17 protein-coding genes are annotated in these 16,599 nt (G+C 54.2%); 13 read left to right on the top strand and 4 right to left on the bottom strand.

Features of this window, described 5'->3' with window-relative positions; translation table 11 throughout:
* The 4 genes from AC19YY_RS28730 to AC19YY_RS28715 form a co-directional block, all read left to right on the top strand.
* Positions 1-399 (top strand): hypothetical protein (locus tag AC19YY_RS28730; protein ID WP_500605194.1); only part of this gene is annotated, 399 nt, incomplete at its 5' end.
* 237 nt (positions 400-636) lie between these two features.
* Positions 637-936, top strand: a complete 300-nt coding sequence (locus AC19YY_RS28725; protein WP_169898852.1) for a hypothetical protein — start codon at positions 637-639, stop codon at positions 934-936.
* Positions 937-1,645: 709 nt separating this feature from the next.
* A complete protein-coding gene (locus tag AC19YY_RS28720) occupies positions 1,646-2,842 on the top strand; it encodes a hypothetical protein (protein ID WP_038445796.1) in 1,197 nt (398 codons plus the stop codon).
* Between the two features lie 515 nt (positions 2,843-3,357).
* Positions 3,358-5,298, top strand: a complete 1,941-nt coding sequence (locus AC19YY_RS28715) for a DEAD/DEAH box helicase family protein (RefSeq protein WP_038445798.1) — start codon at positions 3,358-3,360, stop codon at positions 5,296-5,298.
* On the opposite strand, the gene AC19YY_RS28710 is transcribed toward AC19YY_RS28715, so the two are convergent.
* Complete coding sequence (locus AC19YY_RS28710; RefSeq protein ID WP_038445799.1) at positions 5,277-6,167, bottom strand: hypothetical protein; 891 nt, start codon at positions 6,165-6,167, stop codon at positions 5,277-5,279. The genes AC19YY_RS28715 and AC19YY_RS28710 overlap by 22 nt on opposite strands.
* Positions 6,168-6,756: 589 nt before the next feature.
* Between AC19YY_RS28710 and AC19YY_RS28705 the strand changes: the two genes are divergently transcribed.
* The 9 genes from AC19YY_RS28705 (at position 6,757) to AC19YY_RS28665 (ending at position 12,285) form a co-directional block, all read left to right on the top strand.
* Positions 6,757-7,287, top strand: coding sequence for a hypothetical protein (locus tag AC19YY_RS28705; protein WP_076965109.1), 531 nt, complete (start codon positions 6,757-6,759; stop codon positions 7,285-7,287).
* A gap of 36 nt (positions 7,288-7,323) precedes the next feature.
* Positions 7,324-7,497, top strand: a complete 174-nt coding sequence (locus AC19YY_RS28700; RefSeq protein WP_162843699.1) for a hypothetical protein — start codon at positions 7,324-7,326, stop codon at positions 7,495-7,497.
* A 216-nt stretch (positions 7,498-7,713) separates the two neighbouring features.
* On the top strand, positions 7,714-8,142 hold the full coding sequence (locus AC19YY_RS28695; RefSeq protein WP_038445802.1) for a LexA family protein: 429 nt from the start codon (positions 7,714-7,716) through the stop codon (positions 8,140-8,142).
* Positions 8,132-9,430, top strand: coding sequence for a translesion error-prone DNA polymerase V subunit UmuC (umuC, locus tag AC19YY_RS28690; protein ID WP_038445804.1), 1,299 nt, complete (start codon positions 8,132-8,134; stop codon positions 9,428-9,430). The genes AC19YY_RS28695 and umuC overlap by 11 nt, the downstream gene beginning before the upstream one ends.
* A gap of 28 nt (positions 9,431-9,458) precedes the next feature.
* A complete protein-coding gene (locus AC19YY_RS28685) occupies positions 9,459-10,100 on the top strand; it encodes an SOS response-associated peptidase (RefSeq protein WP_038445805.1) in 642 nt (213 codons plus the stop codon).
* Between the two features lie 150 nt (positions 10,101-10,250).
* Entirely contained in the window at positions 10,251-10,583 is a 333-nt protein-coding gene (locus AC19YY_RS28680; protein ID WP_038445807.1) for a type II toxin-antitoxin system HigB family toxin, read from the top strand.
* Positions 10,580-11,314 (top strand): helix-turn-helix domain-containing protein, encoded by a 735-nt coding sequence (locus AC19YY_RS28675; RefSeq protein ID WP_236466703.1) that lies wholly within the window; start codon positions 10,580-10,582, stop codon positions 11,312-11,314. Before AC19YY_RS28680 ends, AC19YY_RS28675 begins: the two co-directional genes overlap by 4 nt.
* Before the next feature lie 160 nt (positions 11,315-11,474).
* Positions 11,475-11,741, top strand: coding sequence for a hypothetical protein (locus tag AC19YY_RS28670; protein WP_076965110.1), 267 nt, complete (start codon positions 11,475-11,477; stop codon positions 11,739-11,741).
* A 67-nt stretch (positions 11,742-11,808) separates the two neighbouring features.
* Positions 11,809-12,285 (top strand): GNAT family N-acetyltransferase, encoded by a 477-nt coding sequence (locus AC19YY_RS28665; protein WP_076965111.1) that lies wholly within the window; start codon positions 11,809-11,811, stop codon positions 12,283-12,285.
* A 180-nt stretch (positions 12,286-12,465) separates the two neighbouring features.
* Here the strand turns inward: AC19YY_RS28665 and AC19YY_RS28660 are convergent, their stop codons facing one another.
* From AC19YY_RS28660 to AC19YY_RS28650, 3 genes are all read right to left on the bottom strand, one after another.
* Positions 12,466-14,250, bottom strand: a complete 1,785-nt coding sequence (locus tag AC19YY_RS28660; RefSeq protein WP_500605193.1) for a phosphoadenosine phosphosulfate reductase domain-containing protein — start codon at positions 14,248-14,250, stop codon at positions 12,466-12,468.
* Positions 14,251-14,373: 123 nt separating this feature from the next.
* The gene (locus AC19YY_RS28655) at positions 14,374-15,492 is read right to left on the bottom strand and encodes a phosphoadenosine phosphosulfate reductase domain-containing protein (RefSeq protein WP_083743128.1); all 1,119 of its coding nucleotides are present in this window, start codon (positions 15,490-15,492) and stop codon (positions 14,374-14,376) included.
* A 659-nt stretch (positions 15,493-16,151) separates the two neighbouring features.
* Positions 16,152-16,292, bottom strand: a complete 141-nt coding sequence (locus AC19YY_RS28650) for a hypothetical protein (protein WP_154220710.1) — start codon at positions 16,290-16,292, stop codon at positions 16,152-16,154.
* Positions 16,293-16,599: the final 307 nt, after the last annotated feature.

Here is a 16,599-nt window from a genome sequence, read left to right as displayed (position 1 = left end):
GCGGGTCTGCTTACGTTTGCCTGCGTACTCGGCATCAGCGAAAGACATTTGCTTCATCGGGGCTCAACCGTTCAGTTCGTGGGACAGCCGTATCTCACCAGATTTGGAAGTCTTTTTCAGAGTTTCCTTAAAGATGCGGAGGAAGAACTTAACGCTGGAGATCGCAATTTTCTGTTGAGAACGTTTTACATTGGTTTTCTCACAGAACTAAAAATCCTGTTTGATCGTTTGAACACGATGCGAGTTGATGAGCGGGACAAGGTTCTTGATGGCATGCGTCCATACTACAGATCTACAGGGAGCTATATGGAAACCTCATTCGATGAGCTTGAGCGAATCTTACTTATGGGAAATCAAAATATTGAAAGTTATTGGTCTGCCGTGAAACGCGATCTATGAAATGTGTCGCGAAGCGGATGAATGCAGGCCGTTACGGTGACCTACAAAAATACGGAATAGATGTTTTATGTATGGAGTTAATGAGTTGATCGGGGCCAGCGTTAGTTTTTCTTTCGATGGCTACAACCTACCTGGTGACATGGGGTCGTCTGAGGAAATATTAGAGGTCCTGCATGCGGACATTCCTGGAGTCAGGATCTCCTAAATGCAATCTTGCTGACTCAAGAGTGTGCAGAGTTGCGTGAGCGAAGTTCTATGGTGATGGCGGTATTGCTTAGTGAATACGAGCCAACACTCGGGCACGCTGATGCGTTGCGAGCAAGAACTTTTTTTGCCGCGGCTATCACAGAGCTGAAGATGGTTCTTGATGAAATTAAAGATTATCCGCAAGCAGAGCAGGAAAAAGTATTGTCGCGTTTGGGTGATTATTTAGGTGAAGGCGTCAAAAAGTTGGACACCTCGTTTGAAGGTATGGAACATGTATATTTGCTGAGCAACCCGAATACGGGGAGATATTGGTTGTCGGTGAATCGATAAAAAAACATGCGTCTTTGTATTGGAGATAGTTGAATGCATTCAAGTGCGAGCTGTAAAAATCGAATGCTGTGCTGGAATCCAGGAACTGACCAGGTAGTTTTAGTACCATGGCCAGATTTAAACGGACTGAGCGATAGTTACAGGATGAGCGCTCTGGCTTGTTATCCTCATGTACAGCAAATGAGTGATGAGCAAAGGAAGGCACTGGTCTTTATCGAAGGGATGACGCTAATTATTCGTGAAGGTTGCTCACCCGCAGCGGTGCACCAAGCACTCTGGGGGCTAAGTGAGTACCGTAGTGGCTGTCCAGAAGACATGCCCAGTGCAGAAGCTTCGGTGATTCCTTTCAAAAACTAGATCTGAGAAATACGAATACTGTCTTCTTGCCCAGTGCTTTCTCCATCATATTTACCCCCTGAAAATGGGGGTAAGTCTGTGGATAAAGCCCTGCCGCAGCTGACGGGGAACGCTCCCCCGGCGATGCTCAAATTTCAATCAGCAGGGCGAAATCCGGCATCACACTTGACGTTCGCAATCGAGACAGAGATATTCCCCTCGGCACACTGGTAGGTGCCTGCCGTCCACATTGGCAAAGCGAAAGCTCTACCGACAAACCATACGCATCGCGGATCACCCTAGTTGCGCTACTCTACGATTTGGTATCAGCCAATAATGTATTGGATTCGAATCGTCTGGAGCTTTGCAAAACATGGATGCTCAAGCCAGTGAGAAACTTCTCGACCTGATCAACAGCCCGGGCGAGACTCTAGTACCCTATCGCGAAGGTTGTACCTTCTTCCCTCCACTTGAATTCGTCTTCGATGTGCTCGGCATGCCTGAGTTGCCCAAGCAATGCTATGAGCAAAATCATCAGCCTGGCTGGTTGACCTGGAAGACCTTCAGCAAATGGATGAGCAAGCCGCCTGCTGCCATGCAGTTGCGGCCAAGCCAGATCCTAAAACTCACTAAAACACTCGCGACCAACCCTAGTTCCCATGGGCTGCTACATGACTCGTTGCGGAAGGATGCCCTCTGGAAGCCTTACGCCCAATGGATTGTCCTTGTTCACCGCACTTTCCAGAGTGAAGTTTGCAGCGCTTACTGGGCGGGCTTGCTAGAAACGGAATGGCAATTGATGTGCAAAATTCTCCCAGCGATGCCTACTAACCGGGCCAGATTGGAAGCTCTGGCCAATAGCTCGCTGATGCACACGTTGGGTGCTCCAGGCTCCCCCGAGCGTATGCTGCAACTGCTGGCTTGTGAGTCCGATGCTGACAAGGTGGTGGCGGGCTCTGACTTCATCAATTATCGGCTAGCGGACCTGGCTAGTTTCCTGCTTCGCTTCGCCGCCTGGCACATAGTGGACAGCAGTTTGGCCCAATGGGTGCTTACGATTCGGGCGGGGAAACAGAACGAAATGTTGTTCGCGGATCTGCTTCCTGTGAGGCAGAAAGCGGGAGGCTGGACGAATGCAGTTGAGTTCTGCCTGAAATATTTCGCTGTGCTGTGCCGTTGCCCAGCCGACGATACCCTTTCATCTTCCTTGGGTCGGATCTGGGCCGAGCACGACTACGATCAAAATGAATTCCCGGAGATTGCTTCCCGGCAACACACGCTGCGTGATTGGCTCTCTGGCGAGAAAGGGCGACCCAAGCGCAACAGCGTGCTGTCGTTCGCCACGGCGGTCGCACACAAGGCGACTGTTTTACGCGGTCTAACTGCAAGCGAGGCCCAGGCTGAGGTCACAGGCTTGGTTTACTGCTTTCATTTCGCTGAGACCAGTCGGTATATGCTGGGTGAAATGCAAAAGAGACGTTTCTCAGAGTCGCTAATCGAGGCGGTTTTTTTTTCCTATGTAGAGGAGTACCGCAAGGCTCGAAATTTACTAGGCCAGCCCCTGGTCTGATCGGGAAGAGTCGAGTTGATGTCGACCCTTCCCGTTGCACATCAGTCTGCTATTTGGTCTTCCCAGTCCACCGGGCGCTCATCTTCGCCACGGGAACTCCAGTAGGCGTCGCTAGTAGGATTCAGTTGGTTGGAGCGGTTGTCATCGTCATGCTTTGCCATGGGTATTTCCTCTTGAGTGAAAGGCGATGCTTTGGTAAGCGAGGCCATCATGAGTCAGGTGATGGAAATACCAGAGGAATTGGCTGGGAAGAAAGTAACGACCTCAGCCGCTCTCAAATGCTGCTTAATGGCACAGACTCGGCCCGCCGACTGCGAAAAGTTTTAGTCGGTATCTCGACTACCTGCGACCGCCTAACCAAATCCTCATGGCCGCTAGGTGCTGCCAGCTCAACTGGTACCGGCGGTGAGATGCTGTGACGTTTGGCCGACCTGGCATACACTGGGTAGCTAAGCCCTGCCACTGGCGCTACTGGTGGTGGCGTTCGTAGACGTGCATCCCATTGAGAACAATGCGTGAGCGATTCGGTTCTTTACATCCCGCTGCTGGCTTCCCAGGCCAATTCCTTGGTTGATCCGAGTACTTCTGCTCGCGTCCTGTTGGGGCAGTGGGACGTCCCCCAAGTGGCTTCGGTGGCAGTCCTCCAGAATTTGCCGGCTCTGGACGGTAAACCGAAAAGCGAAATGCTCGTAGAGAAAGCCCTGGCCGAGTTGATTTCGATTGGAACAGAGCTGAGCCACACGCATCCACCAGGTACTTTTTCTAATCTGATCGCAGGCAAATTTAAGCCAGAGTTGTTTGAGCGCGGGCTGGCGCTCATGCCTCGACTGCGTGTTCGCTTCCTTGATGAGGAGACGTTGGACGCAAAACAATTCCTCAACGGTGGGATCTGGGACTTCAATTTCCGTGCTGCGCACGCCCAGAAGCTCAACCCGCTCAAGCATTCGTTCGAGACGTCATCGGGAAAAACAATTTCTCTGTCGAATCAGCAGAGCCGTACATTCCGCATTATTCATGCCGAACCCGATGAGAGCATTCATATCCAGGGCCTCGCTGGTACCGGTAAGACCCATATGATCGAACGCTTAGTGGACTCGCTTTCCTCAAGCCGACCACTCGTGCTGGCTTTCACCGCGGTCCAGCTCCAGGCATTGATGCAACGAATCGGAGCCGCGAACGTGAGAGGAATGACGTTCGGAGATCTCGCCAACTATGTGCTCGAGCGAGGTGTCGGCTATTACCGACCAGGTAAGCGGGCATCTGCTCGGCACCAGGTTACCCCGGAAGACATTGCGTCACGGTTGGGTTTCGGATGGATCAGTAGGCTCAGCCCAGCTCAAGTAGCCACGGCCTGCGCAAGAATGGTGGCCGCATTTTGCAACAGCATTGATTTTGCGTTAGCCGAGCAGCACATCCCAAAGGGGCTTGCTCTTGATGCCGTAGATCGATTGGTGCTGGTGGGGTATGCGCAAAAATTGTGGGAGCAGACCATAGAGCCGACCGATCCGCGCCTTCAGCTCCCGCTTCGTGGGTATCACCGAATTAAGCACATGACCCTGCTTCATGAGGCAGTGATAGGCCTAGAATTCACCCACATTATTGTCGACGAAGCGCACGACCTTAGCTGGCCACTCTCGGTATTTCTCGACCGCTGTACTCAGCCCGTGATTACATTGGGTGATGCATGCCAGCGCCTTGATGGGAGCTACCACCAGCGTGCTAGCACCCTCCGCAAGCACGAGATCACACACTCCATTCGCGCCGGCCGGCAAATCGAGGGAGTCATAAACCCCCTCATCGACAAACACCCGATCCTGAAATTGGCCTCGATCGAGGGCAACAACGGTATCGAGACGAAGATTGTTTACTACGACAAGCCAGAGGTTCCCACTGGGGCTGTGACAATTCTCGTAGATTCCGAGTGGGGATTATTCGAGTGGTTTCAGCGCCTGGCCATCGCTGGCGCGCGTTTCAGTTTGCTACCGGGTGCAGTCAACACCTTCCGCCGGTTCATTCTCGACTGCATAGGCCTGTTCCATGATCAAGAACGGCCAAAGCATAGCGCGCTCTTCAAATACACCCACTGGGATGATCTCCGGGCGGACATGGGCAGCAAAAATAGTAGCTTTCAGCGCATCGACCGGATGCTCAGCAAAGGCTATAGCTCATATGAGTTCGAGGCATCGTTACTCAACCTCGATGTGTCAGGTACAGCCCTGCTTCAGCTTGGCCGGGTCATGGACGCACGCAATTCCGAAATCGACGCAGTGATGCTCGCTCCAGACTTGCTCAGTCAAGTAGGGCCTGGCGACCGAATTGCAGCGAGCAGGGCTTTTGCAGCCCTTTACACGGGTGGATCGAGAGCTCGTCACAAGCTCATCGTTCCTGGTTATCTCCGGGACTGGGCGTCTGATATGTCCACGGCAGCGAAAGCTCAGATAACCTCATCTTCATGATGGTGGGCTCCATCAAAACAGTGCTGTCTCGAAGGCAGCGGCCAACAGCAATTGAATGGCGTTGCCGCAACGTCCTCCTTGGCTAGAGAGAAAAGATCACCCTGATAATCTGCATAGCATAGTGCGGCATGGAGCGCAGGCAGCGTGTCGGCGAAGCGTGTCACGCTGGTCCCGTCGAAGGAATTTGCACTGGCGGCAGCGCACATTCCGATCCGTCGAGCGCTGTTTACCCGGCCAACGTGGTAGTAGCAGTTGCGGCGACGAGAAAGGACACCCCATGCAGCCATGGTTTGCAGCTTCCAAGGGGTGCTCCCTCCGAGAAATATCCCTACGGATGGGCTCAGGAACTCACGCACATCGTCTGGCTCCATTCCATCCTGCACAGCAATGAGCAACCTTCGAGGAAATCCCTTCAGCCGATCCAGCCAGCGCAGGCTGAAATCCAGAGACTCTATCCCACCTGCCACGATGTCAGGTAGGACAACCCAGTCAGCGTCTTCGCCAAGAAGATCCACGGCACGGCCGAAAGCACGCTCATCGAACTGCGTGCCCTGCTGGTAAGCGCTCCACGCTCCGTTGTCCAAAGCGTAATGCTCGAACCCCTCAGTGCGCAGAACCCCGGCCGCAGAAACGAGTAAGCGCCAACCCGCCCCGCGCATTGCTGCGAGGTTGCGGCGTGTGCCGGTTCGGCTTGCATACGAGACCATCGGCGGGGGGATGTAGCCAAGCCGCTCCTCAATATCCAACTCCATGTCGGCTGACCCGTCCATACAGTAGTAATCGGCATATGCTGCTAGCGCTTGGGCGTTGCCTTGACGATGGCCATCGCGGTAAGCCTGAAGCCAAGCGGGGAGGCGGTTGAGTTCCATGCTGGTGGTTCCTGGTAGGAGGTGGCCACCGTCTCATCTCCTACCGAAATCCCAACGCTTCAAGGTGTGATGTCTGATTAGGCAGCACACAAACACGCCGAACGTAAAATCCCCGGCGAAGCTGCGATTACCAGAACCCGGGAAAGCGAGCGTTAGCTCGACACCAGGTCACTCCGGACGATATCGCCTCACGGCTAGGTTTCGGACCAGTCAGTTGGCTCAGCCCGGGGCGGTTAGCGAACACCTGTGCAAATATGGTGGCCTACCTTTGTGCCAGCAACGATCCAGTGGTCACAGAAGAGCGTGTCCCGAAGGGATTTGTGCTCAAAGCGGTAGATAGTGCCGTGCTGGTTGTGTACGCCCAGCGATTGTGGGATCAAACCATCAAACCGCCTAGGCCGAGCCTTCAGATCCCTCTTCGCAGGTACGTTCTCGGCAGCGAAAGCACAGCCGTTGTGTTCCCCGTAACGCACCGCCGGCAATAGAGTTCGAGTGGATGTTTTCCGACTGGTTTCCGTCCTGAAATCGGCCTTGCGTTCGAAGGGTGAATGAAATAATCGCTCAAACCCCGCGATTAAATGGCCCTCAAATGAACGAAATCTCAAAAGCTTTGCTAGCGATGTCAATAGCGCCACTGCCTTTGGTAGCATCGCTCACCCCCTGGACCGGGGAACCGATTGGTTACGGAACTTGGTTCTTTGCTGGCGCGATCACCCTTGGCGCGGGGGGAGGGGCATGGTTACTGGAACGGTCGTGGCAAAAAATGATAGCGAATCGCATCGTCATCGACATCAAGCCCAACCAGGTGATCGTTGACGGGGTGATACTCAACTGCGAATTTTCCTCACTCATTCGACTTTTCAAGAGTCGCGTGGCGTTGGCCGAGATGCTCGGGATCATCGTGAATGAAGCGATGTTCAAGCGAGGACAAAGCGTCGGCATTCGTAAATCTGCACATATCAAGATCTGGCCTGGGAGCCTGCAGGTATCTGACTTCGAATTGGAGTCGCTGTCCGAAGCAATTGCGGCAGAGTTCATCTCGCCGGTGTTCGAAGTCATAGACCGGCATATCGAGTTTCCGAGTCGCGATCTGCCATGTACCGCGCCAGCTACTCGCTGAAGAAAATCTCCCAAAACTTGATATCGGACTCGAACCATGGCCATCGACGAAAAAATTCAAGCAGTTCTCAACAACCCTGCTACCAGTGACTGGCTGAAAAGCTGTTTGGAGAAAGCGCTGCTCCGCGATTGCGTGGATGCGGCCAATGACGCCGAAATACTGCATGATCTGCTGGCAGCCCGTTGTGATGAAGCTTTGCGGGCGCTCTGACTGTAACTGCCTCTTGGACCGAATTTATCCTGAGCCAAAGTCAAAGAAAGCATCCCCCCGTCTGGAAAGTGGTTGAAGGCGGGCTGGTCTTCAAAGCCCACTGCGCGTCCTGGTGGGGTACCTCTAACGATTGTGCATCCGGTCGGCGAAGATTGACGGCGCGTTGAGTACGCAGTTAACTGTGTATCCATACAGTTATTTCTTCAGGCCAGGTTTATGAGCGTGACCCTTCTTGGTCCCATTGCGAGCGGTGGTAAATCGCTACCGCTGTATTCGTGTCAGGTATCTGCTGGCTTTCCGTCGCCGGCAGCGGACCATCTTGAAAAGCTGATATCTCTGGACGAGCTGTTTGATATCAGGGCACCGCATGTGTACCTAGCCAAGATCCTGGGCGACAGCATGCAAGGCGCGGGCATTTTCAGCGGTGATCTGGTGATCGTTGATCGAAGTAAAACGGCGCGACATGGCGATATCGTCATTGCGGCGCTCAACACCGAGTGCGTGTGCAAACGTCTGCACAAGCGAGATGGCCAAGTGGTGTTGATGGCCGAAAACCCCAAATTTCCGCCTAGATATGTGATGGAGGGCGACGAACTGGTGATATGGGGTGTGGTTAACTACAGCGTTCGCGATCATGAGCGTTAATACTGCCGTCGATCCAGCCTTGCCGATTTTTGCGCTGGCTGACTGCAACAGCTTCTACGCCAGTTGTGAGCGTGTTTTTCGGCCGGATCTGGCCAGCACGCCGATTGTCGTGCTGAGCAATAATGATGGCTGTGTTATTGCCCGTAGCTACGATGCCAAGCCCTTCGTCAAAATGGGCGCACCCTATTTCCAGATCAAGGACACCTTGCGCCGGCACGGAATCGTGGCTTTCAGCAGCAATTACGCGTTGTACGGTCAGTTGTCCGAAAGAGTCATGACCATAATAGAATCAATGGTTTGCGACTCAGAAATTTATAGTATCGATGAAATATTTTGTACGTTGACCGGCATGCCCGGCGACCTCACCGAATTCGGCCGAAAGATCCGTGCCAAAGTCCTAAAACACACCGGTATCCCGGTGGGTGTGGGCATTGCCCATACTAAAACACTGGCCAAACTGGCCAATCACACCGCAAAACGGCTGCAATCGCAGACTGGCGGGGTGGTGGACCTGTGCGATCCTTTCAAACGCGACTGGGTATTGCGTAACACCGCCGTTGAAGAGGTGTGGGGCATTGGTCGACGCATGTCGGCACACATGCAGGCCTTGGGCATTCGCACAGCAATGGACTTGGCCACGGCGGACCCGGTCCTGCTCGGCCGTAAATTCAGCGTCGTCCTTGAGAAAACCATACGCGAGCTTGCCGGCACTTCTTGTCTGGCGCTGGAAGACGCAGCTCCGTCCAAACAGGAGATCTGTTGCAGCAGAATGTTTGGTGTGCGATTGGAGACGATCGAGCCGATTAAGGAAGCGGTGGCCACCTACGTGCAACGGGCTTCGGAGAAGCTGCGAGCTCAGCATTCTCTGTGCAAAAAGATCCGCGTGAGTATTCGAACCGGCATGTTCAACCCGGACGAAGCGCGTTACGCCAACGGCGTTCTTGTGGAGCTTCCCTATCCCACCAATGACGTGCGCCTGATCACCAAGGCAGCGACACAGGCAGTAGAACGCCTGTTCCGCCCCGGGTTTCGATACAGCAAGGCCGAAGTTTTGCTCATGGATCTGCGTCAACCTGGTGAATTCACAGATGATCTCTTTGCGCATACGCAACCAGCCGCGGCGGATAAGGTGATGAATGTCCTCGATGAGATCAATAACCGGTGGGGGCGGGGTACGCTGCGCGCCGCAGCAGTGCCGGCAGCGCCGGCCTGGGCGATGCGGCGTGAGTTGATGAGCCAGAGCTACACCACGAGGCTTGACCAGTTATGGACGGTGAACGCCAATTGAGGCGTAAATAATCTGAGGGAGTTTTTACATGTGCAGTCATTATGAAGCGCCGACGCCGCGGCTGCTCGCCCACACATTCGGCATCGATCCCTATGAGCAGGGCAAGTTGGACCTATGGCCAGGCTACATCGGGCCTTTCGTCCGCCGCGCGGAACAGGTTGATCACGATGGAGCGGTGCAGATGCCGGTAGAGGCGCTGTCCGGTTCATTTGGATTGATACCGTCCTGGAGCAAGGACACCAAAATTGCGCGGCGTACTTACAACGCCAGGTCTGAAACCGTCGCGGAAAAACCGTCTTTTCGCAGTGCCTGGCGTCTGGCCCAGCACTGCATTATTCCCGCAGCAGCCATCTATGAGCCTGACTGGCGATCAGGAAAGGCAATAGCCACGCGGATTGCGCGGACAGATGGCGAGTTGATGGGCATCGCGGGTCTATGGGAGCAATGGCGCGATCCCGGCACCGGGGAGATCTTGCACAGCTACACCATGTTGACCATCAACGCGGACGATCACCCATTCATGCGCAACTACCACAAACCCCAGGATGAAAAACGTATGGTCGTCATACTGCCCCGGGGGCTATACAGCGACTGGTTGAAAGCTCCAGCCTGCGAGAGCATGGAATTCATGCGGCAGTACCCAGCAGATCGGATGGCCGTGGCTGTGTGATTTTCTGTGATTTATCAGTGTCGACCAGAAGCCTGAGCATCGGCACCACCCATGTACAAAAAAAGTGGCACTTCGCTGAAGGCGGATCGAAATATCAGTTGTCAAAATACACAACTGGAGTATTCTTGATCCTAAATGTTAGGAAAGCCCATGGACGTATTGCTCAAGCAGCGGTTTCAAGATGCCGCGAATCGCTACCCGAACGATCGGAGCGGGCTTCAACGATGTTACAGATTGCTGACGGAGGCAGAGCCAAAGAGCTACACGGATCTGGAAAAAATATTCGGTCACACTATCGATCTCTTCAAATACCGCGCTGATGACTGTTGGGTAGTAATTGATATTGGTGGGAACAATTTGAGGCTGATTGCAGGCGTTAACTACGCCAGGCAAAAGCTTTATGTGAAGCACATTTACACCCATGCTGACTACGACACGGCTACAGAGTGGTATGCCAGCAACAAACGAGGAATCAAACCATGATCACTGTTCTAGAGAATTCGCAGACCGTGCGCGCCGCGCTCGAAGATCTCCAAATGCTTCTCGAGCAGCTGAGCGGCCAGTTCGTCAATGGCATTAATGACGCCGCGGACTACGCACGCGCCTCGGTCTTGCTTGATGAGCTGACCGACGGGCATGACCTCAACAAGTATGAGGAAAAGATTCTGGTCGAGCTCGAGGACGCTATTCTCGCTTACGAGCAAGACGGTGAGCAGTTCAAGGCCTTCAACGAATCTTTCACAGCCAAAACCACGCCGGTGCAGCTGCTTAAAGATTTGATGGAAACACTGCAGCTCACAGGTTCAGATCTACCGGAAATTGGCGATAAGGCAGCTGTATCAAAGGTGCTCAACGGCAGATTACCGATCAGCCATAGAATGGCGTTCGCTCTAGCTGAGAGATTTAGCATGGACCCGAAAGCATTCGCCCCAACACCTGGTAAGGCTACTGTAGATGCCGCCTTAGCGATGTCTGTATCGAATAAACAGCAACCTGTCAGTCTCCCTAAGCTCAAATTGCACTCGGGCAATGGGCCAAAACCCGCAGTGGCTGTGCCTGCTAAGCCATTCAAGCCGTCAGCGCCTGCTAAGCCATCAAAGCCGGCAGCTCGGCCAGCGCAACCTGCTGGTAGCTGGTGGCCAACTCGGCAAGATGATGATCATAGGTTAGTGGCGCGTGCGCCTAAACCAAGCGACCGTGGACCTAAGCCGTAATTCCTCAAATATTCAGCCTTTGCACAACTCGTGTATTGAACTTTGGCGAGCAATGTACGAATCATGTTCCAAGGCTTTGAACGTTGCTTTTGCGCGAAGCGGAGAGTCTCCTCGTCCACCACACGCTCCACAAGCCACGGAAAATAATAGGAGAGACACAATGACCGACAAGCCTACCGCTTTCGACGTACAGGCCAAGTACCCCAATGAACAAATACAACGAAGCTGTGAGGAGCGTCTGAAACAGCTTCGAACAGCCCAATCCAGAGATCAGGTTAGGCTTGAGTTCCATCAGGGACAGGGCTATCTGCAAGCCCTGGTAGATGCCGGTCTGATCACCAGGCAAGAGGGCGGGGTCATCAGTTGCCAACTGATTGAAACCATGGTGCAGGCCAGTAGTCGACTGTCGGACGAGGGTGCCCAGTAACGGTTAAGTCCGCTAACCAACAGAAATCAGTCACGGTTACCAACTGAACCATTAACGGGATAATCAAATGTCAATGACTGACCCGCTCGCGGCACTCGTGAGCCTGCAGGTGGAGGTTCGTAAAGGTATGCCTACCCACCCTGCTGAAAACTACCAGTCTGTGCGGGTTGTGGCTGATAAAAAAAATGGTCGTGTTAGGTACACCTATGCCCGGGTCGAGCATGGCCGAGTCAAGGCGATGTCAATGTTTGTGAGTGTTGATCCCATAGACGGCATTGCATGTTTTCAAATCGGATATGCCGTTCCAGAAGTTTATCGCGGGAGAGGATGGGCAACTGAAATTGTTGTGCAGGGATTAGAAGAACTTCGCAACGGGCTGGCCCGGCACGGTGTGAAACAGTTCTACATCGAGGCTGTCGTAGGCACGTCCAACCTCGCCTCGATAAAGGTAGCAACCAAGACCATATCGCAGAGCCCAGAGCTGACAACTGATAGCGTTTCTGGTGAGGCCGCTTTGGCATTTACCCGACTCATAGAGTGTTGAAGGAAGTCGCCCAGGTACACCACAAGTCCAATCCTCAGACGCGGTGCCAGGTCAGTAGGGAGCCCCTATTATCGCATCTACAAAATGAGGAGAGTGCTCTGACTATCAACCAGTTGGAACAAGCCCTGAAGTTGAAACGGGCATTCTTCCATTCTTCGTAGCTGGTTAACCCTACTGCGCCTATGGAACTGGCAATAATTCAAGCTGGCCAAGGGTATGACCGCCAAGTTTCCTGATCAGCCTAGCCCGATCGTGCAAGATGGGCTGCAGATCGCTTCTGAAGATCTGATTGGACATGCGCATCATCCGGTCCCAGTCGGAATGATCACCCTTGAAGATTGCGATTGTTCCCAACCCCAGCAGGTAGTGCAGCCCAGCGGTCGGAGACTGGTCAAAGGTAACTCGAGACAGGGCGTTGTCCAATTCAAGGTTCACGAATAGCTCTGCGCCCTCGCGATCGATCTCAAACCCACTGCTGGTCACCACGTCCATGACCAACATGCCATTGCGTGTTCTGGTCAGGAGCTCTGCATCTGCAGCCGCATGGGAAATACTGCGTAAGCCGTTGAACATTCCCAGGTACTGATCATCACAGAACGGGACTTCGACTTCTGGGTATCTCAGATCCGCTTCGGTATATTTTGGCAGCGACGTTATATTCGGGACTTCATAGCGAACCCCTTGCTCGTAGACCTCCAGGAACACCCTCATTGCCGTAAAAGGCTTTTGGTACCCATACCGCCCCCAAAGCGCCTCTATTGCCAGCAGTTGCTGGATGTCCAGAAGTGTGAAACGGGGCTCAATACCGGCTTGATGTGCAGCGTCAAATTCATCGAGCTGAATCGTGAGCATGATTCCCAGCAAATCTTTGGTGAATGCCGGCGAGTAGGAATTCGGAGCGATTTTTATCGTCCCCGTTTCCTTATCAACCGTGCGCGCCAGCCAGCATCGAGCGCTCGGATCGAAGTGGCGGGCCTTGATGTAGTTCCGCAAGTCGTTCAGGGGCTTGAGCCACTCGTACTCGCCGCCTTCCTTGGCAATCATGCTCTCGGCGGACGAGTCTCGAGAGATACGGGTACATGACCAGCAGCCTGTGCGATGGCCACACGCGGGGCGCTCTGATTGTTTCCCTGCCAGGTAGACGTTCACCATGCAGTCACCGCCATTCATGTCGCGGTAGATCTCAACCAACCGATTAAAGCGGTCGTAGCATTCAATCCGACCGGCTACCACCTGGCCGATGTAGCTGAACACGTCCATGGTGGTCATTTCAGCGATTGGGCTGAGTACCCAGTCGTGCGAGCCAGCGCCGGCGCCGAGGTTCACAGCTTCAAAGGCGCTCTCGCCGCGCTCAGACATTTTCCGCTCGCGCTGCACGGACTCATCGAACCGGGTACCGATCAGCGAAACGATATCGTCATCAGCACACTTTCGGCCCAGGCGCGCCGAAACATCGCGAAGGATTGCTTTCTTCACTCGTTTCATGGGGTCTGCTTTGGTCATTTGCTGGCATTTGGCGTTGGAGCCAACGCTGGCGATGATGCGCCCACCGACCATGCTAACTAAGTAGTCATTGCTCAGGCCTGGCTTCGCTACCCACACTTTCAACTCGATGCCCTCAGCCTTCGCGTAAGCCTGCATTTGCTGCATCTGGCTCTGGTTGTAGCAGTGGATCACCGGGTTTTCCATGAGGGTGTCGGAGTGCATGACGTTCAAGGTTGGCACCTCGAAACCTTCGGTGGCCAACTCGCGAATTGCAGTGAACGCGATGTTCAGCGTAACGCTTGAGTCTTTGCCGCCACTCCACGCCACAACAGGCTGCTTGCCGGCTCGCACGACGCGCTTCACAGCGTCGACCGCCTCGGCAATCTTCTCGGCCAACGTCTTCTTAGGCCCACGAATAACTTTGGCAGGCATCTCCTGGACGCCAGCAGAAGAGAATAGATCGAAATCGAACAGCTGCATGACAAGCTCCGTGCTTGAATCCAACTCCTCACTGGAGCTGATGGATTCAAGGTACGGCAGGCATCGGCAATCCCAAGGGATTGAGAACGGCCTCGGTTCGTGAGGAAACCGCAGAGGAGTTTTTTAAACCGATCCGCAGCCTTCTGTTACGAAAGCTCCAGCTGGCAACTGCCAGGCTTTGCCCTCGGGCGTGAAGATCGGCAGCGTGTACTCGCGCTGGCGCCCTTGGGCAAGTGCGTCCAGATCGGTGATATCAAACGCGTCCGCTGTGGCCGACAGATCCACCACGTTGATTTTCTGTCGACTGATGGTGCAGCCGAACTCGTCCTCGTAACCTGCTATCGGGGTGACCCGTTCTGGGAAGTATTTTTGGATTGTGGCCCATACCTTTGGTGAGTTGTAGATGCACGTCATGCAGCTGAAGCGCCCCCATCCCAAACGGTAGGGAACAGGTGCCTCTACCCGATGGCGAGCAAGCAGTTCCCACACCTGTTCTTCGCTGTAGTGCAGTACCGGTCGCCAAGCATCTACGTGCCGGCCGAGGCGACCCTTGCGCCGGTCAACTGCATGAGGCTCCAACTGGTTGTATTTGCTGCGGTTGCTCGACTCAGCGCGGCGCTCGCCAGTAACGAACAAGGTCTTGCTACCGAGGAAGCGCCCCTGGTTGGTGATGGCCCGGCGGCCCACGTCGATCTTGGCTGCAGAGCTACACCAGCGCGTTGCCAGGTTGGCGCTTTGCTGAGGAAACCGGCGGCGGGTCGCTGGAGAAGTCCGACTGGTATCGCGATCCAGGCAGATAGTTCCGGCTGGAGTTTCGACCACGTGAGGCTTGGAGTAGGCTTCCATCTTGAGCATTTCGCCCTCGATGCCACCCTGCAACCATGAGAAATAGAGCGGCAGATTGAATGCAGCAGCGAACTTCTCGATAAAACTGTCATTGAAAGCCCAGTCCATGAGGGTGCTCCCCTCTGCACCATCCACCCGATGGTGCCAGAGCTCAACACGACGCAGATCCACACCCTGTTCGATCAGTGCCAGCAGGCAAGCGATGCTGTCCTTGCCAGACACACAGACTACAACGTGGTCATAGCTGTCGAGATCCACTGTCGGGGCATCGAAATAGGTTCCCTCTGCCAGCACAGCAGGCTCAGGCTCGAACCCAAGCAAGTTGAGCTGCTGGCCCAGCGCTGGGATAACTACCTGGTCGTCGAACTGGTGTTCGCGGGAGATTGACGCGTTCATTGGCTGTCCTCATAACACCTATTTGGTGCTTACAGACTCAACCTATGACGGCAACAGATAAACCCAAATGATGGGCGCAGGAGGAGGCGTTCTCCTAATATCGAGATGAGAAATAGGTAGTGACCCGGGCCCGCACAATGGTGAGGCCCAAGGTGAACCTGGGCGACTTTTCCTATGGTCGAGTGCTGCTGCGCGCACTGAAGTAAAATGCCAGCACTACACCGATCAGGGGACTGGCGAAGGCCAGAATTTCTGAGAAGTAGGGACTCTTGACGGTAGCACTTACCAAAATGGCCGCCATTAAGAAGTACAACGTCACGATGGCCAAAATCGGCTGCATACGTTTGTTGATTCGTTCCGTCTTCGGCTCGGCATGGCCCAGCCCGCCGCAGATTCCGCATGGAAGCCCAACGTGCCCAGATCCTTTCAGGTCGTTGCTCTGCACACATGAGGCGCATGTGGCCCCATTAGCCGCTTTACTGCATGTGCCAGTGCGCTCGCAATGAGCGCAAGGGTGAAGGTTGGCTTTCACGTCCATGGTGCTTATCCGTCAACTTTTCGGTGATTGATCTTTTGAGGCTGGTAGACGCTTGTCGCACCAGAGGTCCAATCCCCGGGTACGGTGCACTGTCGATCCTTCCTCGATCCGCAACCAGTGCTCACGCAACACGCGATATCGCGCTGCGGCGCAGCGCATGAAGTTCGTTGTCCCCTGCTTCGATCAAATCTGCGGGGCTGGTCGTGGTTATCTCTGCCACATCTCCCCAATGGTGGAGATTCAACTCATCGCGAAACTTCACGGCTTTTTCCTAATCTGCCCAGCCTTGGCCCCGAACACCAGAGTTCCAGAACCCAAGGCGGCCACCCATTTGGAGCGGTGCTGACAAATACACCAGACCGCAGTATGTGCACCGCTTAGCGCCGCCGTGTGCCGTGATCTCAGCACGAACAGTATCTGGAAGCTGGTAAAGCATTCCTTCCTGTACGGTCATTTGTCGATCTGATCGACCGCCGGAGCATCTATCAGGGCAGTACCCTGGAGGGTAAGTGCGAGGCATATTTTTCCTGCTCTAGCCGAGTGCCTGAATTGGCATGTTTCTACTGCCA

The organism is Pseudomonas sp. MF09156, assembly GCF_059862305.1.
Note: the sequence above shows the minus strand (reverse complement) of the source record. Positions and strands in the feature narration are given on the sequence as shown.